We start from the raw sequence: 19368 nt of genomic DNA on the forward strand, positions 1-19368 counted from the left end.
GGCTTTGACTACTATCAGGGGTACTATCTTGACAAGCCGGAAGTTATAGAGATTATTGGCTCAAAAGAGCCTGCACAGTTTATAATATTGCAGCTTATTAAAATCATAAAAGACAACAACAGCACAGAGCAGCTTGAGTTTTTCATAAAAAAGCAGCCTGATTTATCATACAAACTTGTACAGTTTTTCAACAACTCAAAAAAGTTCAATGTTAAAATAGAATCTTTAATGCAGGTAATCACTCTTATGGGAAGAGACAAGCTGCTAAGATGGCTGCTTCTGTATCTCTACTCGGAAGTCTCAAAAAATCCGGCATCCAAGACTATTCTGGCACTTGCTATAAAAAGAGCCGAAAAGATGGAGGCGGAGGCAGACCGTGTCAACAAAGACAAAGCCTATCTTGCGGGAATGTTCTCTCTGCTGAGCTCCATTTTTGAAACCGACATCAAAGAGCTTATGAACCATATTCAGATGGATAAAGATATTACATCACTGGTTCTTGAGAAGAAAGGGATATTCGCCCCTAGTCTTATAAAAGCTGAAAAAGAGGAGAAGAAGTATTTGCGCCAGATTATGCTTGAAAACTTCGATAAACTCCACACTACGGATCTTATTTATACCCTGGAGTACAGTGGCGTAGATATAGACAGAAGTAAGCTCTAACCAGCGCTTTTATGTTAAAATGGCGCCACTAATACTTATGAGGTAAACAATGCTCGTCCCATCAAATTTGCTAAAAGATAAAAAAATACTCTTAGGAGTTACAGGCTCGATTGCGGCTTACAAATCACTTGAACTTGTGAGACTTCTTACCAAAGCGGGTGCAGAGGTTAAAGTCGTTATGAGCGAAGCGGCTAAAAAGTTTGTGGCTCCTCTTAGTTTTGAAGCTCTTACCTCAAACCAAGTCCTAGATGATATAAATGAATCATGGGCGAACTCTCATAACCATATAAAAGCAGGCGAATGGGCGGACCTTTTTGTCATCGCTCCAGCAACGGCAAACACCATAGCAAAACTTGCAAACGCAATAGCCGACAATATGCTCCTGCAGTGCGCCCTAGCCTATCCGCATCTAAAAGTAATAGCACCCTCTGCAAACACCAACATGATAAACAACCCCATAACAAAGGGGAATCTCAAGATGCTGGCAATTGCCAACTATGAGATAATAGAGACGCAGACAAAAGAGCTTGCATGCAAAAGTGTGGGTGATGGCGCAATGGCCGAGCCGATGGAGATTTTTTGGCACTGCGCAAAGGCTCTTCTCAAAGAGGAGTTTTGGATAGATAGACGCGTTATAGTAACGGGAGGTGCAACTCTTGAGAAGATAGATGAAGTTCGCTATCTCTCAAACTTCTCAAGCGGAAAGATGGCTTCAACACTTGCAACTGCACTCTATTGCCGAGGTGCAGACGTAAATCTTATAGCTACAAAATTTGACAAAGATCTGCCGCTGGAGCTCTACACTATCGAGGTAGAAAGTTCTGCAGAGATGTTGGATTATCTCACAGACTCCGTGCGCATAGCAAAAAAAGGGAAGCTCTCAAAAGCAACACTTATGAGGGAGGAGCAGATTCATCTTATCCAAAAAAAGCCCTACCTCTTTATGGCGGCGGCTGTTAGTGACTATGTTGCCGAGTATCCGCAAGAAGGGAAGCTCAAAAAAGAGCATCTAGGAGACGAGTGGGAACTAAAACTCAAGAAAAATGTTGATATTTTAAGTTCTATTGATAAAGACGGCATAATAACGGTAGGCTTCAAGGCTGAAATGGACGAGCAGCACGCCATCGCAAACGCTCTAAAAATGATGGACTCCAAAGGTGTAGATGCAGTTTGCCTCAATGTCTTAAAAGACTCCTCAAGTTTTGGAACCGATACTAATGAGATAGAGTTCATCACTGCAGACAATCAAGAGTCGATCCCCAAGTCGGATAAACTGAACGTATCGTTTCAAATTTTAGAGCATGCAAAAAAGATATGAATAAAGCAAGACATATAGCCATAATCATGGATGGCAACGGCAGATGGGCGGAGCTCAGAGAACAAAAAAGAGTTAAAGGGCATGAAGCCGGTGCAAAAGTGGTTAGAGCGATTACAGAGTTTTGTGCCAAAGATGAAGATATAGAGAGATTGACACTCTATGCCTTTTCTACGGAAAACTGGAAAAGACCTCGTCTTGAAGTGGAGTTTTTGATGAAACTCTTGCAAAAATATCTAGAGAGCGAGCTTGAAAACTATCTTCAAAACAACATTAGATTTGAGCCAATCGGTGATATAAGAGCATTTTCAAAATCTCTTCAAGAGACAATTAAAAATGTACAAGGCAAAACCGCGCACTGTGACGGTTTAGTTCAATCTTTAGCGCTCAATTACGGTGCTCATGACGAGATTTTAAGAGCACTAAACAGGATTAAAAACGCGCAGGAAGAGATTACTGAAGCGATGCTCTCAAATGCGCTTGATTGCAAACACAATGTTGATTTTATTATCCGAACTGGCGGAGACCACAGACTGTCAAATTTTCTACTTTGGCAGGCGGCTTATGCAGAGCTTTTTTTTACTGATACCCTCTGGCCAGATTTTACGGTAGATGAGCTTGAGAGAATAATAAAAGATTTTACAAAGATAGAGAGAAGATTTGGGGGAGTGAAATAGTGGAACTTTCAATCGCTTTTATACTGGGCGTACTGCTTGGTTCATTTTTAAACGTTGTAATTCTTAGAATCCCTCAAGATGAGAGCGTCGTAAAAGGTTTTTCACACTGCCCTACTTGTAGAAATACTCTCAAACCATGGCATAACGTACCTCTTTTTTCATGGATATTTTTAAGAGGCAAATGCGCATATTGCAGCTCTAAAATATCACTGCAGTACCCACTTATAGAACTGCTCTCAGGCATGGTATTTTTAACTTTGGCTATGAAGTTCGGGCTTAGTTTTCCTGCTCTGCTCATCGGGTTTAGTTTTTTAACCCTTTTAGCGCTCTCCATGATAGATTTTAAGTACAAAATGATTCCAGACTCTTTAAATCTTTTGGCTTTAATATTTGCAATATTTGGTGCTTGGAACATTAGCGGCATTGCACTAAATTTCCAAAACGCCCTGCTCTTTGCGGGTGGATTTACCCTGCTTAGATTTGCTCTCTCTTACCTTTTGACATCATCTGCTCATAGAGAGGCAAAAAAAACAATAACATCGTGGAGCAAAAACTATCAAACCTACCCCTTTATAGAAGCTATGGGAGAAGGCGATATCATAGTTGCAGCTACCATGGGAGCACTTCTTGGAGTGAAATTAACCCTGGTGGCTATTTTTCTCTCAGCACTATTAGCGCTTCCTGTTATGCTATCTACATTAAAGATGTCAAAAGAGGATCAGAGAGTTCCTTTTGTTCCATTTTTATCTATGGCAACATTTATAGTTTATATATTTGATGCTCCTATTTTAAGATATATAGAGGCTAATTACTAATGAAAATATTGCAAAACTATATAAAACAGTCTCTCTCGATTCTATTTTTATCCATATTTCTACCTCTTTTCTCGATTGCATCAGTAGTGTTTTTAATCAAGATGGCTACCTACACGGCAGTAATTCAGCTCTCTTTGTTCGAGATGACAAAGCTTTTTTTCTTCATGCTGCCAGAACTGCTTTTCTATACACTACCTATCTCTTTCTTTATAGCAGCTACTCTTGCACTCTTCAAGCTCTCAAACGACAATGAAATAGTTGTGCTCTTTGCACTTGGAATCCGTCCTAAAGTTATTTTAAAAACACTCCTTTTACCTGCCCTATTTTTATCAATAATTATGCTATTTAACTTTTTTGTTCTATTTCCCCACGCAAAAGTTCTCTCAAACAACTTTATCTCTTACAAAAAAAGCGAAGCTAAGTTCAATCTATCTGCCTCGGAGTTTGGGCATAAATTTGGAGAGTGGCTTCTATACATCGGAAAAGATAATCAAAATGAGACCTACTCCGACGTCATCCTTTTTAATAAAAAACAGGACGAAGAGGTGCTTATAGGTGCAAAAAAAGCAGAGATTATAAACGATTCTGGCATTTTGCGCCTCAAACTTACGGATGGAGAGGGGTATAGTTACTCAGAAGAGAAATTTACACAGATTGATTTTGAGACGATGTTCATAAATGACACTATAAAGACAGATCTCGATGCGTACCAAACACCCATGGAGTACTGGCTTCCAGAAAGTCCCTCTATAAAAACGCAAAAGAGACTTGTCACAAATACTCTATTCTCCATATTTCCGATTTTAAGCCTCTTTCTTATTGCAAGCATAGGCATTGTCCATGTAAGGCACCAGAAGGGAAAGGTGTATCTCTATTTATTTCTCTCGATTATTGTTTACGATGCCCTTGCCGTAGCGCTTCAGCTAGCAATATCCCTTTATGCACTCCCTGTGATGATTATAGGATGGCTTGCGGTTACCTATTTTATCTACAAAAAAAATATAGTATCCAAATTTTAAATGAGATGTGCTCTGGTTCTTGCCTATAACGGTACAAATTTTTTGGGCTCTCAAACGCAAAAAAGCTCAAAAAATACAATTTTAGGGCAGCTAGAACATGCTCTATCTAATTTAAATATTGAGTCAAAAATCACGGCAAGCGGAAGAACCGACAGAGGCGTTCATGCGACGGGACAGGTTTGCCACATTGACCTGCCTCCTTTTTGGAGTGATTTAGAGAAGCTTAAAAAAGCTCTCAACGAGATGCTTCCTCCCTCAATCTTAGTCAAATCAGTCAAAGCTGTTGATGATGATTTTCATGCACGCTACAGCGCTAAAAAGAGAGTATACAGATACATAATCAAAGAGTCTGGAAAAAATCCTTTTGAAGAGAGTTTTGTAACGTTTTTAGAGAGCGTGGATTTTTCAAAGCTAGAGAAAAACATAAAACTTTTTGTCGGCAAGCACGACTTTAAGTACTTTATGAAAAGCGGCAGTGATGTCAAGAGCACACAAAGAGTTATTTACAAAGCTTTTGCATACAAACATCACGGCTACATCATACTTCATTTTGAAGCAAACGGATTTTTAAGAAGCCAGATACGGCTGATGGTCGGGGCGCTTCTAGCTCTTGATGCAGATAAGATTAAAGAGCAGCTCTCATGCAAAAGAAACCATAAAATAAAACCCGCAAAAAGCAACGGTCTCTATCTGGCAAAAATTAAATATTAATAAACTTTTGCTACTATTTTGACAATTTTAAAGGATCGGGAAAAAAGATGAACTACGAAATAACAAAAGCAATCCAAGGCGAAGATGTAAAGTTTAAAAACCCTGATCCAGCTTTTTATGAAGAAGTTGGCTATGATGGAATGCAAGAACTTATGTATAAGTTTTATGACCGCATCTATGAGAGCAATATTGCACATTTTTTTCCTCAAGACCATGATGAGTTTGAAGAGGTAAAGAAAAAAAACACAAAATTTTTTATTCAGATATGCGGCGGTCCGTCAATCTATGATGAAGAGATGAAAGGCAAAGATCTTGATCAATATATGATAGATATACATAAAAATTTCTCTATCTACGAAAAATCAAGAGATGAGTGGCTTGGCACGTTTAGAGAAGTATTGATGGAGCTGGATATTGATGAGAAGATTAAAGAGGACTTCTGGCAATATCTTGATAAATTTTCTAAACTAACCGTAAACAGATATCTAAAAGAGTCCGCTTACATATAGGTATTATAATGCCTCAACCCTATTTCTCCCGTTCTCTTTTGCTTTTGCAAGTGCCTCATACCCTCTTTTCATAATCTCTTGAAGAGTGTCATCGGGTTGGGAGTCGGTTACCCCGAAACTTGCGGTGGCTTTACCAATAAAAAAGAACTTATTTCTCTCTACGAAACTTTGAAGATGCTCTGCAGCCGTAAATGCCTCATTTGCTTTTGTTTGCGGACAGATTATCAGATACTCGTTGTCACTCCATCTTCCAACCGTATCTAAATAACGTATATGGCGCATAAAAAGCTCTCCCATCTCTTTCATAACGGAGTTTCCTACTTCGTAACCGTGCGTATCGTTTATCCCTTTCATTCCATCGATGTTCGTGATTATAATGCTAAACCAGTAGTTATATCTTTTTGCTCTGTGGAGCTCGTTTGTAAGTATCTCTTCAAGCTTAGTTTTATTGTAGAGTTTTGTAATCTCGTCTTTAGTTGAAAACTTCTCACACTCTTTGTTTTTTTCAGCAAGCTCTCTCTCTTGTCTTGCAAGTTTACGTTGAAGTTTTTCGTTTAACTCTCTGAGCTCTTTTTTTGAGATATTGAGTTTACTTGCAACTTCATGCTCTTTTTGAACCTCCGATTCAAACTGTGACTCTTCATCTCTAATGCGTTCAACCATGGCAAATGAGATCATTAATATATTTAACACAATCAAAACGGCGTATACGTCATAAATAAAATCTTTATACTCAATAAAACCTAAAAGCATACCGATGAGCACCAAATTTCCGACTGATAAAAATAACCATGCAAGTAAAATATATCCGCTTCCTGAGATTTTATTTTTCATTGAAATAGCAGAAATTGATGCCAAAAATATAAAGTTTATTAGTGTAAAAATAAAAGTTGTGTAAGCAGCGATATCACTGCTGCCAACAATTCCAAATATACCAAGCAGCACCGAAAAAGCTACAAAAATCAACAGGTATTTGTCAGTTTTTGCAGATTGTTTATCAACTTTCAAAAAGTTCCTGCTAAGGAGTAGTGCCGTTAAAAAGTTAAATGCAACTATTGGGTAGTAAATATTTTCGTTAAATTTATAGCTGCTGTCCCATAAGAGCTGAAGATTATAGCCGTAGTATGTACCTACCAAAAAGAGTAGACCGACAAGATAATAGAGATAGTAGAGATAGTTTTCATCTTTAAGCGTCATATAGTTTCTTAGGTTATATAAAAACAGAACCAGCACTATGCCGATTAGCGCGCCGTTTAACATGGCAATATATATAGTGCGCTCCTCCGCTTTCTGCTCAGAGTAGATTTTAGGTGCAAAAGCCATTTTGTTTACACTTTGCGCCTTGATATAAAGTGCCGAACTTTGAAGTGGTTTCATCTCCAGTGGAACAAAAAATGATCTTGCATTAATCTCTTCCAGGTTTGAAAGATTGAGCGTATCAAACTCTCCATTTCCCTCTTTACTCTGTGTTCTTAAATATACCTCAGTTTTATTGAGCCATATTATCGGTATCTCCAACTTGCCAAAAAAAGTGCTATTACTTGCATTTACAATGTTAAATCTAAGCCATAATGCATCTTTTGCACCACTTGATACGACTGAAGTGTCGTTTGAAGGTTTAAAATTATCTCTAAATGTTTCTTGAAAAACATCTTCGTAAGAGAAGTGATTTTGGTTATCTATAAAGACCTCTGAAAACGGAGTGACATCAACCATTTGCGTCTTCTCATCCACCTTTAGCAGCTCTGAAGCACTGCTTTGGGAAAATAGTATAAAAAATATAAAAAGAAAAGACAGATTTTTCAAACCTCTAAACATTAACAAACTTCCTTGAGTTATATTTGATTTAACTGTTATATTATACAAATGTAACAAAAAGTTTGCTTTTAACGCTCTACTTTTTTAGGAAACTCCACAAAATACCCAAATACTCATGGATTGCCATCTTAGAGTCTTCAAGTGCATCAATATCTGGTGCTTTAAGGTAGCCGCTATGCTCCTTTTTATGAAAATCTGTAGGTGCCGCAACAGGATTTAAACCAAGTGATTCAAAGAGCATTATAGCCCTTGGCATATGCGTTGCCGAGGTCACAAGCACAAACTTCTCGCCGCCGAGTATACTTCTCAAAAAGAGTGCCTCCTCTTTAGTATCTTTAGGATTTGGATTTAGAATCATATTTTTCTCTTCTACTCCCAAAGCAGCTGCAAGTTTTGCATTCATAATCGCATTTGGAATCTCAGTATCTCCCTCATAACCGGTAAAAACAAGCTTTGAGCCTGGAGTCTGCATATGAATAATCACCCCCTCCAACACTCTTTTAATACCCGATGAGCTTATATTTGATGAGAGCGGTTGAGACTCATCCGTATTGTGTCCGTTTCCAAGAACATGAATATATTTTATATCCTTGTTGTACCCGTATTTAGGGTAGCTCTCTTCAAGATTTTTTACTAAAAAGTTTGAAAACGGTTCATAAGAGAAGAGAAGTAAAAACAAAAAGGAGAGAGATAAAAAGAGTTTTGAGAGATTTTTTCTATCTACAAATAAAAAGTAGAGCCCGATGGCAAATAGTGCCAATACAAAACCAAGTGGTTCAAAAAAAAATGTGACAAATTTCTTTAAATAAAATCCAAATTCCATACGCCTCTTCCCTCGTTAATAATGCGAAATTATAGTATAATTCGCATAAAGATAAAGAGGGTTTAATTTGCAGGCATTTGGAAAATTTTCAACAAGTTTTGATGTAGAGTATTTAGTCGAGCAGTATATTTATATACCTGAGGATAGCGAGATTATAGATGTTAAAGCTCTTGAAGAGCTCTTAAGTAAAAAACGCAAATCTGTAATTGGAACTATATTTTTATACAATCCGACCATCGCTCCCGTAGGTTACAACACAAACTCAAAACTAGCCGCTCAAGGCTATGAGTTTGATGGCAAATTTTGTGAACTAATCTTCGATAACAACTGCAACCTCTTTGCTTCTGCCATAAAAAATGGATATAAAGGCAAACTTATAGAGATTAAGTATCTCTTTGGCATAAACAAGCCAAATATAGAGCCAACACCTATTTTGGAGGAGTTTGATGCAGATTTGGACAAATATACGAGCAACCAGCTCACAAGATACGACAAAGAGCTCAACTATCAAGACTATCTCAATATCCGCCTAAGCGGTAAGTTTGTCTTTTTTGGCTCTGGAAATAAGTTTGACAGACATCATAAACATATCATCACTTATGCCAGAAATTTGGTAGCTCAAACAAAAAAACTCGGCAAAGAGATAGCATTTATGTATGACAACAATCATGACGTAATAGAGAGCGAAGAGGGAGCATATTTTCTACCTCCTATTGCGAGCGGAAAATTTAAAGATGTAAGAGCAAATGCCTTTAAAAAAGCATTTTCAAAATTTCCTCCGCAGATTGTTAAAACGTCATAGAAAAAGAAGATTAATATAAAAATAACAAACAATTTTTAGCTACTTTTAAATATCCTATAGTAAAATAAAGTTTACTAAGTCTAAAGCTAAACTTATTGTGAAATAGGGACGGAAAGTCACGAATCTTGGAGTATACAAGATGGTCGGACTGCAACTTAAACTTACCATATTCTTTATATGTTTTGTTTCCCGCATCCAAATTTTTCAATAACTCGTTTATATATTTTGTTGGGAGTGTTATGTCTTATTTATATAAAATAGAACCAAGAGACAGTATCAATCTCGATGCAATCATGGACATAATTGATAAAAATGAAGATTTAATTGAGTATGACTATAACAACAAAGAAGATCTTATATGTCTACAAAAAGAGTTAACAAAAAAACTGACAAATTTTGTAAATAAAATCGACAATGAAGAGATAGACAAAAAAGAACTTCTAAAACATTCTATAAGAGAATCGTTTGAGCTAAATAGCAGCGATATTATCATCATAAAGAACTCACAGATATTTATAAAACTATTTGATGAGGGCAGCGTAAAGAAAATCTCTGACGAGGAAAAAAATACGATTGCTTCGAGATATAACGGTCTGGATGAAGATGAACTTAAATCATTTTACAATAACTTTTTTCTCAAAGAGCGCAACAAAAACTTCTTATATTTTGTTGCAGAAGAGTTTGTAGACACCTATATGCTAGATAAAAAAATAGACAATTTTGTATATGAAAAATATGCTTTTTCACTGATACAATCTATTGTAAAAGAGCATCTTATAAACTCTTTTGATAAAAATGATGAATTTTTTAAAGGCTTTTCAGGCTATGTTTTTAGAAAACACTTCAAAGAGGTCTTTAACCACATTGCAAACCTCTTGCTCTCTGAACTCAGCGCGTCAAACAAGTATATTACGGATTTTCTAAAGTACTACTCTCTAAACGTAGTAGTATTAGAGGGGCAAAAATACAGAGTTCCTGAGATTGAAGCAGCAAACGGACTTAAGTGGAATGTTGCATCCATGATGTCCATAGTCAAAATATATGTAAAGACAGAGATGTCGCTTGAGACTGTCAAGGAGCAAAAAGAGGAGTTAGAAGATGCTATTTCAGAGTACTACATAAGCTCACTCTCACCGATTGAACATAACAACAAGATTACAAAAGAGATAGAAAAAATTTCTCAAAACCTCATTTATGCAACGAAAAGATTAAATATCTACACGGATTCATTTGATTCATCTAAAAATAAGCAGGAATCTGAGTCTCTTAAAAGTGAAATTAAAGAGCTTGAGTATGAAATAGAGATGAATAAAGATGAAAAGAGTAAACTAACATCAAAAATGGCAACCAAATCTCATATTGTAAAGTACAACAACATCAAAAGAGAGATAGATGCGCTAAAGAGACACGAGAGAAGAGATGAGAAGATTTTGGCGCAAAACAAAAATGCCTACCTCTCCATCAGAAACTCTCTGGTTAAAGCGCTTACTTCGAAAAAAACACTCATTGAAGAGGCGAGTTAAACACTAACCTCTTTAATGTCCGCAATATTTAAAATACTTTTGTAAATAGATGCTATAAGAGCTTTTCTATTGTTGCGCAGAGCTTCATCTTCGGCATTAACCATAACATCGTCAAAAAACTTGTCAAGTTCGGGCTTAAGCCCCAAAAGAGCGTCTAGCTCCTCTTCGTAGGAAGCATATTTAACCGAACTTACTTTGCTGTATCTTGCAAAAAGAGCCTCTTCCGCACTCTCTTTAAAAAGTTTTACATCAACACTGAATTTACTAGACATATCAATATCTTTTGTGATGTTTGCAACCCTTTTAAATGTAGAAAACGACTCACTAAAGCCTTCACTTGCCACCATGTTATCCAGCGCCTCTATTTTTTTACCAATTTTTAGAAGCTCTCTCTCACCGCTTGAGAGCACAGCTTCTATAATGGAAGGATTTACCTTGAAGTATTGTCTTAATCTCTCCAAGAAAAACACTTCAAGTTTTGAGAGGTCAAATTCTGCATACTCTTTGCTTAAAAGCTTTAGAGTCTGGGCAATATCAAACTCCAGGTTATGCTCTTTTGTGATTCTTATGAGACCGTTTACCGCGCGGCGCAGCGCAAAAGGGTCACGCGAGCCTGTTGGAATCTGGTTTACGCTAAAGAGACCCAAAAGAGTATCGAGCTTTATGCTCATAGCAACTATTGCGCTCATAACGGTTGAGGGAAGCTCACTCTCTTCGCCATCTGGCAGATACTGCTCTTTTATGGCGATTGCTACTTCATCGATCTCTCCGGATTTCTTGGCATAGTAGTAGCCCATAAGACCTTGAAGCTCCGTAAACTCGTAAACCATCTCGCTCATGAGATCCGCTTTTGCTAAACTGACTGCTCGATCTAGCATCTCTTTTGTTGCACTTTGTGGCTTATACATCTCAAAAAGAGCATTGGCAATTTTTCGCTCCCGCTCAATCTTATCGGCAACAGTCCCAAGCCCTTTCATAAAGACAACTTTTTCAAGTCCTTCTGTGCTGAGTCCCTTTTTCAGGTCATTGTTATAAAAGAAGAGCGCGTCTGCCAAACGAGGACGCAGAACTCTCTCGTTACCCTCAATAACTTTTGAAAAATCATCGCTTAGAGCATTTGAGACTACAACAAACTTGTTTAAGAGTCTACCCTCTTTAAAAACAGGAAAATATCTCTGATGCTCTTTCATGGAGGTAATGATAACCTCAGGGGGAAGCTCTAAAAACGCCTCATCAAATGAACCTAAAAGTGCTGTGGGGTGTTCCGTAATAGCTACAACTTCATCTAGCAAATCTTTATCTATCTCTATCTTAATGTTGTTCTCTTTTTCAAGAGTTGAGAAGTTGTTTAAAATATTCTCGCGTCTTACTTCAGGAAAAAGAGCTACACCGCCCTTCTCAAGAGTCTCAAAGTAATCTTTTGCACCGTCTAGTGCCACCGAGTTGAAATTGCTTATACGGTGTACAAAGGTCTCCTTCTTTGATCTGACTCCAAAAAGCTCCACATCTACAAGCTCATCGCCAAAAAGTACGTTTACCCAGCGAATCGGGCGGATAAAACTCTCATGCAGACTTCCCCATCGCATGGATTTACCAAAATCCAAAGACTTAATCCACTCATTTATTATCTCATTAAGAAGCTCTACTGAGGGTTTTCCCTGTAGCTCTTTTTTGTAGTAAAGAACCTCTTTTTCGCCTTTTTTAGTAAAGCCAACCTCTTTAATGTCTACACCGCATTTCTTCGCAAAACCGAGTGCTGCAGGCGTAGGATTGCCATCTTTGTATGCAACCTCCATCGGCGCTCCGAAAAACTCTTCACTGCTGTCATCTTGACATGTTTTAAACTCTCTATGCCACAAAACCAGACGACGAGGAGTATAGTAAAATTCAAATTCGCACAGAAGTGAATTTTTCTCTAATATATCAGCATGTTTTTTTTCAATATTGTTTAACTCTTTTAAAAGCGGAATCGCGGGAAGCTCTTCAACACCAATCTCAATTAGTAGCGGTTTAATCATAAATAGACTCTTTTTTTGTAGTTATTAATCCCGCGATTTTATCTATATTTTTGTTAAATGCTAATAAATTAAAGAAGTCTTAATCAAAGCAGATAAAGAGCAAGGGAAGTTTTTTATAAATGATATTGTAGTTACAATGGCATATAAATTAAAATACAAGGATTTAAGAATGCCAAAAATCAATCGTTATGTTGATATAGATACAGTTGAGAGAGAAAGTAAAAAAGATTATATCGACCGTCATTCACCGTTTATTCACTGTGCGGACACTGCCAAAGAGGGTGAAATGTTTAGCGTAACAGTTAAAATGGGGAACGAGTACTCTCACCCTGATGATTTTGATCACTACATAGCAAATATGTCACTCTTTAACGGTGAAACTCTTTTAGCACGTGCTGATTTTACTCCTGGAACTTTAGGAAATATAAAAGCGCATGCAACAGTGACATTTAACATTATTCCAACAGGAAGCAAGCTTAAACTTACTGCTCAAGCATACTGTACAAAACACGGTGTGTGGGAATCAACTGAAAAAGTTGTAGAAGTAACTGCATAATCTATCTTATCAAGAGAGATTTTTCTCTTGATAAACCTAATTCAATATTTTTTATTTTACCTCTTCGGTCATATTGTCTAAAGTAACAAAAAGCTCTTTTGATGCTTTTTCCGCCTCACTAAATGCTGAAATAATCTTCTCTGAATTCTTAACAGAACCGCTCTCTATATAGTTAGGAATTGTTCTAACCTTATCATGGACAGTTTTATGAATAGGATCGATTTTACTATATGCCGTCGTATAAGAGAATGACTCCTTCGCATCGCCCACATACCATTTTCCAAATCTGCAGCTGGTATGATCTGAAAATTTGAAATCGTGATCATCTTTAAATACAGCACTATATCCGCTAAGCTTAAATGCAATATGGTCTAGTTTGGCAAGAGTGATAAAGAGCTCATTGGAGATTTTTTTGTTTGAGAGCTGAATATCTTTTGCACCATCAACAAGAGAGTAAAGACTAACGTTAAATGCTTCTAATTTATTTAGAGATGAAGAGACTTCTTGACTCATAAGGTCTGAGAACTCCTGCATCATAGAGCTGTTTTGTTTAAGCAGGTTTATATTTACTTCAACCTCGTTTGTCGCTTTTTGAGTCCTCTCTGCAAGTTTTCTAACCTCATCCGCAACAACAGCAAATCCACGTCCATGCTCTCCTGCACGTGCAGCTTCTATGGCTGCATTTAGCGCTAGAAGATTTGTCTGATCGCTTATATCTTTGATAAGTGCAATTACGCTTGTAATCTCATTTACGCTGTTGTTTAACTGCTCAGAACTCTCTCTGCTTCCTTCCATTTTCTCAGATATATTGTTTAGTGAGTGAACCATCTCCTCTGTAGAGTGTTTAACCTCATCTACGATAATACCTGTTTGAGCATTTTTATCGTTTATATCTTTTAGAGAGTCCATATTATGACCCAATCCTTTTTGAACACTTCCTACTCCAGAAACAGCACCGTCATTTAATAGTTCGGTTAAAGAGAGAGTCAGTTTATTTGCTTCATTTCTCTCTTCGATATCTTTTGCATATCTCCCAGACTCTTCAAGGCTCTCTTTTGCCTCACGCATCGATCTTCCAGCTGCCTGAACCAGAAGATTTACATACTCCTGAATAAACCCTATCTCATCACTGCCGCTCTTTGTAATAGTTTTAGAAAAATCTTTTGAAGTTATTATCTCATCTATCTCATTTTTTAACATATCTACTTTTTTTATAAGATTTCTTGAGATAAATGAACCTAGCCCTATTATGAAAAAGACAACTATCATATTTATTACAAGCCCGATTATCATAGAGTTAAAAGCTTCATCATGAATATTTGAGACATTCTGGGTTATATTTTTTGCTATCTCGTCCTCAACCTCTTTTAGCAGGTTGATTTTTGAAGTTATGGTTGCAAACCAGTATGTGGCATCTATGTTAAAGCCTCCATCCTCGTGTTCCAAAGCAACTTCTCTCATCCTTTTGACTTCTGCAACTTCTTTAGCACTCAGTTTTGTCTCATAAAATTCTTTAAGCTGAGGCGATGCAAAAAAGAGAAACTTGTTAGTAAAACTGTTTTGTTCGCTTAAAAGCCCTATAAATTTATTGTGAAATCCGGGAGCAAAACTGTCTCTGCTAAAGGTTGATGATAGAACTGCCCGCTCTATGCCCGCTCTCTCTTTTGCCGACAAAAAATTCACAAAAGCATTTATCTCATTGTTTGTTTGAGCGTTGTCGCTCATCTTTATAATCTCTTCTATTGCAGATATAAACGCTTCATTAAGCGAGCTATAATAACTTACCGGAACACTAACTGCAACGCTTAGAGTATCAACACTTTTTCTAATCTCGCCAATCTTTGGGAGGGCATCCATCGCTTTTTGCATCTTTGTGCTCATACTCTGAGAGTACTCATCCAGAGAGATTGAAGAGTAAAACCTTTTTAACTCCAAAAGAGTCTCATCCGTATCTTTTCTAATGGAGAGTAACTCAGATGAAAATTTGGCACCGTTTGAGCTTATAAACCCGGCAGATGCGCCCCTCTCTTTTTGAAGGTTGTGAACTAGAGAACTGCTTTTTTGGCTAAAGAGAACCAGCTCGCTGATCTTCTCTAAGGCTTTTACCTCCTTATAACTATTAAAGCTATCCGTTGTAAGCCACAAAAGTATCACAAGCACCGGCACTACTACCATTAATGCCATCTTTAATTTAATAGAGATATTGTTGAACATTTAAATCCTTTGTATGTAATCTTGTTTTATCAGAACCTGCATCACTTAAGCCTAATTGTCTTTTTTTAGCAACTCAATAGAGGGTTCATCTATGTAATAGCCCTGAGAGTAATTGACTCCGAGTTTTTTTACAATGTCCATTATAACACTTGAGTGAACATATTCCGCTATAGTTTTTATACCGAGTTTTTTTGCAAACTCAACAATAGTCTCGACAATAAAAAGAGCGTTTCTATCCACATCTATATCTTGCACCAAAGAGCCGTCGATTTTGATAAAATCTGCGTTCATTCTCATTAAATACCCAAAATTTGAATATCCGCTTCCAAAATCGTCGATTGCTATTCTAGCGCCATATCTTTTAACTTCACTTATAAAGCGCTCTACTTTTTTAAAATCTTCAACGGCATCAGACTCAAGCAACTCAAATATAACTCTTCTTGACGCATTTGAACTTTTGAGTTTTTGAACAATAAAATTGAATATTTCGCTACTCATAATATCCTCTATAGAGAGGTTTATACTAAACTCAAACTCGCTGTTCTCGAACGTTTCAAAAGATTTGTCGATTATCGCTTTTGTTACTATGTTGTAAAGTTTTATCTTTTTTGCAACCGGAATAAAAAGAGTCGGCGAGAGTATTTTTCCATTTCTGTCGATAAGTCTCGCCAAACACTCATACTTCTCGATTTTTAATGTCTCCGTGTTTACAATAGCTTGAAAATAAGGAATAATTCTAAAGTTTTCAACAGCATCTCTTACAATTCCTGAGAGTTTCAAGTTTCTTTCATACTCGTTTTCAAAATTCATTCTATCTTCATATATCCAATATTTTGCACCAATCTCTTTGGCATATTTAAGTGCCATTGAGACTTTTGAAAATATATTTTTATTATCTATATTTGCCGAAGATGCAAGAGTAAAATCAACATATATACTTATATCCTGATACTCTATTGTAATATTTTTTATCTTCTCATAAAGCTCATCAAGGTAATCTTTAAGCTCATAAAACCCTATCTCTTTATCAATAATAAAAGCAAACTCATCTCCCGAGAGCTTATATATGTGATGCTGTGGAATATTCTCCTGAAGGTATTTTCCAACCTTCTCAATTACATAATCACCGACTATATAACCGTAAAAATTATTTATCATCTGAAAGTTATCTATATTAAAAACAACCAACGAGAACTCTTTAAGCTCATCTAGATCATTTCTAAGTTTATATGTGTTTGGGAGGTTTGTAAGATGATCTGTGAAGTATCTGCTAAAGAGTTTGTTTCTATATTCTCTTAGCTCATGTGCCTGTTCTGTAATTTTTGTATATAAATCTTTGGCTATTTCGTCGCTTATATTTTGAGGGTCTGCATCTTTTTTTAGCGAGTATAGTATAAGTTGCGTATTTGTTTTATCCTCATGCTTTAAGAGAACTATCTTAGCGTTTGGAAATATTTTAACCAACTCGTTTTTTAAGCTTTGCACAAGGACCGTATTGTGGATAAAAGAGATTATATGAATAAGAATATTCTCTTTTTTGAGATTTTCAATATTGCCAATAATACTCTGAATTTCTCTCGAAGACTCCAATTTAAAACTATTTACACCCAATACTTCATTATCTAAGCTCAAATTGTTCTCCAAAAATACTTTCTTGTATTTTACCTAAAATTTATAAAGTAGATTTTAACCGCACTTTAAATATACTCTTATGATTGATTATTTTTCAAAAAGGCTATTATTGAACTCTTTTCAAAATCTACTACTACTGCAAAACCTATATCGGCTTAAAGCTCTAGGGTTTGAGTATAGTGACTCCTTTTCTATAAACCGTGCAAGCTCAAATGAAAAACCATCTAATCTTGATGAGCTTACAAAAAATATAGCAAGTTGCCATTTGTGTGATTTGAATAAATCTAGAAGGCAGAGCATGAGCGGACATGGCAATCCAAATGCAGACGTCATGATAATCGACTATATGGTTTCAATGAGCGATGATAGCACAAACTCATACTACAGCGGCAGAAGCGGTGAGATGCTAAAAGATATGATTGAGAATGTTTTAAAATTAAAAGTAGAGGATGTGTACTTTACTCATGCTATAAAATGCAAACCTTTAAACTCAAATATAGCCTCCAGTTCGGAGTGGGATTCATGCAAGAGTTATCTATTTGCACAAATAGAGTTTGTAAAACCAAAAGTAGTTGTTACTTTAGGTAAAGATGCTTATGCTAAAGTTACATCTGAAGAAGAAAATTTCGGGAGCGTAAGAGGACATGTTGTAGACTTTAAAGAGTACAAACTTGTTCCTATATTTCATCCCAATCATCTTCTTAGAAATCCAGATGATAAAAAAATTGCATTTAATGATCTAAAAATTATAAAGAGTTGTCTATGAAAAAACTATATTTTATCGCCATATTTTTGCCTGCAGTCCTGTTTTCAAAAAGTTTTCTAATTTCTGACATTGCTCTTCCAAAAACTGATATTCAAAACTTAGACCCCTACCCTTGCAACGAGGAGTGTTTGCAAGAGCACCTTGAAAACGGCTACATCTTCTCATTTTTAGCTCATGCCGGGGAAAGACTTGAAGACGATGTTCTAGAGGCAAGAAGACAGGAGTATCTGGCAGTTTTCAATATAAAAAAAGTCTTCACCGAAAGCAAACTTCGTATTGCCCTGCTCCTTCCGTATAAAAAGATTGGAAGATATGCAGCCTCAACTACAAACGCATCTTTTGCCTATCTTATGTCAAAGAATCGCCCGTTTGAACTAAAGAGTTATAAAATAGAAGATGAGAGTTACAGTGAGATTTCAGATGCCCTCAAGAGAATTCAAAATGATGGTTTCTCTTATGTCATAGCACCCCTGACACAAGATGGCGAAGAGATTGTCTCAAACATTGATCCAGATATAAACATATTTTTTCCGACTATCAACAAAAAAGATGCTAAAAATGAGTCAGAGTATCTTTACTATGGCGGGATAGATTATAGGGCGCAAAGTGATCTACTCTTAAATGAAGCGGTCTCTCCGCTTGTCATATTTTATGATCAATCTAGCATCGGAGAGCAGCTCTCAGAGCATCAAGAGTATGCTTTTAAAGCTAAATTTGCACAAAATAAGAAGGTAGCCTTGAGTAGCTCTTCTCAAAGACCGACCGTTATAAAGTTCTCTATTCCTCAACAGACTACAAACCTAGAAAAACAGTTAAAAGAGAATGAGAAGATAAACGAAGCCTCTTTTTTCGTAAATACTCCTATCATAAAAAGCGGCATGATAATATCTCAGCTTACTCTCTATGACACTAACACTACAAATATACTCTCAACACAAACAAACTATAATCCGCTGCTTCTCTCAATGACGCAGTATCAAGACAGAAAAGATATGATAATCGCTAACTCCATTACACAAAATAAAGATGTTCTCATCGAGACAAACTCTCTTTTGGGCAACGATATTGTATACGACTGGATAAACTACACGACAACCGTCGGCATAGACTACTTTGCCCATCTTATAAGCGGTGAAGTAAGAGAGTATGATATACAGAGTGTTGACAACCAGATGATCTACCCTATAAACCTTCTCCAGCCATCATTCTCCAGGTTTATCCCTTACCAACTAACAAAAGAGAGAGCGGACTAGCTCCTCTACCTCTTTTGTAATCTTTTGAGGCTTGCCCTCAAAGTTTATATATGCCAACATAATATTCAGCTCAAAAATCTTCTTTTTCTCTTTAGATATGGTTTGTAGCAGTTTAAATGACGCCGCCCTCATCTCTACAAGTTTTGTCTCTACCTGCAGCTCATCACCGAGCTTTGCGCTTTTTATATAATCAGCCTCTACTCTTCTGGCAACAAAATGACCGTTTTGCAAAACCGGAGTTAACCCTTGTGAAA

Annotated in this window: 17 protein-coding genes, 1 pseudogene and 1 riboswitch; of the genes and pseudogenes, 12 read left to right on the forward strand and 6 right to left on the reverse strand. The window is 36.7% G+C overall.

Annotated features, from left to right (window positions below; translation table 11 throughout):
• The 7 genes and pseudogenes from RQ763_RS01855 to RQ763_RS01885 form a co-directional block, all read left to right on the forward strand.
• Nucleotides 1-663, forward strand: a pseudogene (locus tag RQ763_RS01855) (diguanylate phosphodiesterase); the annotation flags it as partial.
• 49 nt (nt 664-712) lie between these two features.
• Nucleotides 713-1981 (forward strand): bifunctional phosphopantothenoylcysteine decarboxylase/phosphopantothenate--cysteine ligase CoaBC, encoded by a 1269-nt coding sequence (gene coaBC / locus RQ763_RS01860; protein WP_314150795.1) that lies wholly within the window; start codon nt 713-715, stop codon nt 1979-1981.
• Entirely contained in the window at nt 1978-2655 is a 678-nt protein-coding gene (gene uppS / locus RQ763_RS01865) for a polyprenyl diphosphate synthase (protein WP_314150797.1), read from the forward strand. Before coaBC ends, uppS begins: the two co-directional genes overlap by 4 nt.
• A complete protein-coding gene (locus RQ763_RS01870) occupies nt 2655-3470 on the forward strand; it encodes a prepilin peptidase (protein ID WP_314150798.1) in 816 nt (271 codons plus the stop codon). Before uppS ends, RQ763_RS01870 begins: the two co-directional genes overlap by 1 nt.
• The gene (locus RQ763_RS01875) at nt 3470-4489 is read left to right on the forward strand and encodes an LptF/LptG family permease (protein ID WP_314150800.1); all 1020 of its coding nucleotides are present in this window, start codon (nt 3470-3472) and stop codon (nt 4487-4489) included. Before RQ763_RS01870 ends, RQ763_RS01875 begins: the two co-directional genes overlap by 1 nt.
• Nucleotides 4490-5200 carry a tRNA pseudouridine(38-40) synthase TruA gene (gene truA, locus RQ763_RS01880; RefSeq protein WP_314150801.1) on the forward strand — a complete coding sequence of 237 codons (711 nt, stop codon included), beginning with the start codon at nt 4490-4492 and terminating at the stop codon, nt 5198-5200.
• 47 nt (nt 5201-5247) lie between these two features.
• The gene (locus tag RQ763_RS01885) at nt 5248-5709 is read left to right on the forward strand and encodes a globin (protein ID WP_314150803.1); all 462 of its coding nucleotides are present in this window, start codon (nt 5248-5250) and stop codon (nt 5707-5709) included.
• Between the two features lie 3 nt (nt 5710-5712).
• On the opposite strand, the gene RQ763_RS01890 is transcribed toward RQ763_RS01885, so the two are convergent.
• On the reverse strand, nt 5713-7527 hold the full coding sequence (locus RQ763_RS01890) for a diguanylate cyclase (protein ID WP_314150804.1): 1815 nt from the start codon (nt 7525-7527) through the stop codon (nt 5713-5715).
• A gap of 76 nt (nt 7528-7603) precedes the next feature.
• Entirely contained in the window at nt 7604-8350 is a 747-nt protein-coding gene (locus RQ763_RS01895) for an ElyC/SanA/YdcF family protein (RefSeq protein ID WP_314150806.1), read from the reverse strand.
• 67 nt (nt 8351-8417) lie between these two features.
• Between RQ763_RS01895 and RQ763_RS01900 the strand changes: the two genes are divergently transcribed.
• Both RQ763_RS01900 and RQ763_RS01905 read left to right on the forward strand, forming a co-directional pair.
• Complete coding sequence (locus RQ763_RS01900; RefSeq protein WP_314150807.1) at nt 8418-9152, forward strand: hypothetical protein; 735 nt, start codon at nt 8418-8420, stop codon at nt 9150-9152.
• Nucleotides 9153-9227: 75 nt separating this feature from the next.
• A riboswitch (cyclic di-GMP riboswitch) is annotated at nt 9228-9308 on the forward strand.
• A gap of 83 nt (nt 9309-9391) precedes the next feature.
• The gene (locus tag RQ763_RS01905; protein ID WP_314150809.1) at nt 9392-10675 is read left to right on the forward strand and encodes a hypothetical protein; all 1284 of its coding nucleotides are present in this window, start codon (nt 9392-9394) and stop codon (nt 10673-10675) included.
• Here RQ763_RS01905 and glyS read toward each other — a convergent pair.
• The gene (gene glyS / locus RQ763_RS01910; protein ID WP_314150810.1) at nt 10672-12693 is read right to left on the reverse strand and encodes a glycine--tRNA ligase subunit beta; all 2022 of its coding nucleotides are present in this window, start codon (nt 12691-12693) and stop codon (nt 10672-10674) included. The two genes, RQ763_RS01905 and glyS, sit on opposite strands and share 4 nt — an antisense overlap.
• A 169-nt stretch (nt 12694-12862) precedes the next feature.
• Between glyS and RQ763_RS01915 the strand changes: the two genes are divergently transcribed.
• On the forward strand, nt 12863-13249 hold the full coding sequence (locus tag RQ763_RS01915; RefSeq protein ID WP_314150812.1) for a class II SORL domain-containing protein: 387 nt from the start codon (nt 12863-12865) through the stop codon (nt 13247-13249).
• 51 nt (nt 13250-13300) lie between these two features.
• On the opposite strand, the gene RQ763_RS01920 is transcribed toward RQ763_RS01915, so the two are convergent.
• Both RQ763_RS01920 and RQ763_RS01925 read right to left on the reverse strand, forming a co-directional pair.
• On the reverse strand, nt 13301-15463 hold the full coding sequence (locus tag RQ763_RS01920; protein ID WP_314150813.1) for a nitrate- and nitrite sensing domain-containing protein: 2163 nt from the start codon (nt 15461-15463) through the stop codon (nt 13301-13303).
• A gap of 51 nt (nt 15464-15514) precedes the next feature.
• Nucleotides 15515-17095: a bifunctional diguanylate cyclase/phosphodiesterase gene (locus RQ763_RS01925; protein WP_314150815.1), complete on the reverse strand. Its 1581-nt coding sequence runs from the start codon at nt 17093-17095 to the stop codon at nt 15515-15517.
• A 109-nt stretch (nt 17096-17204) separates the two neighbouring features.
• Between RQ763_RS01925 and RQ763_RS01930 the strand changes: the two genes are divergently transcribed.
• Together RQ763_RS01930 and RQ763_RS01935 are read left to right on the forward strand one after the other, a co-directional pair.
• Nucleotides 17205-17861, forward strand: a complete 657-nt coding sequence (locus RQ763_RS01930; protein WP_314150816.1) for a uracil-DNA glycosylase — start codon at nt 17205-17207, stop codon at nt 17859-17861.
• Nucleotides 17858-19114, forward strand: coding sequence for a hypothetical protein (locus RQ763_RS01935; RefSeq protein ID WP_314150818.1), 1257 nt, complete (start codon nt 17858-17860; stop codon nt 19112-19114). The genes RQ763_RS01930 and RQ763_RS01935 overlap by 4 nt, the downstream gene beginning before the upstream one ends.
• Here RQ763_RS01935 and RQ763_RS01940 read toward each other — a convergent pair.
• Nucleotides 19091-19368 (reverse strand): acyl-CoA thioesterase (locus RQ763_RS01940; RefSeq protein WP_314150819.1); only part of this gene is annotated, 278 nt, incomplete at its 5' end. The two genes, RQ763_RS01935 and RQ763_RS01940, sit on opposite strands and share 24 nt — an antisense overlap.

Origin of the sequence: Sulfurimonas sp., assembly GCF_032250635.1 — a bacterium.
In the GTDB taxonomy this organism is placed as follows: Bacteria; Campylobacterota; Campylobacteria; order Campylobacterales; family Sulfurimonadaceae; genus Sulfurimonas.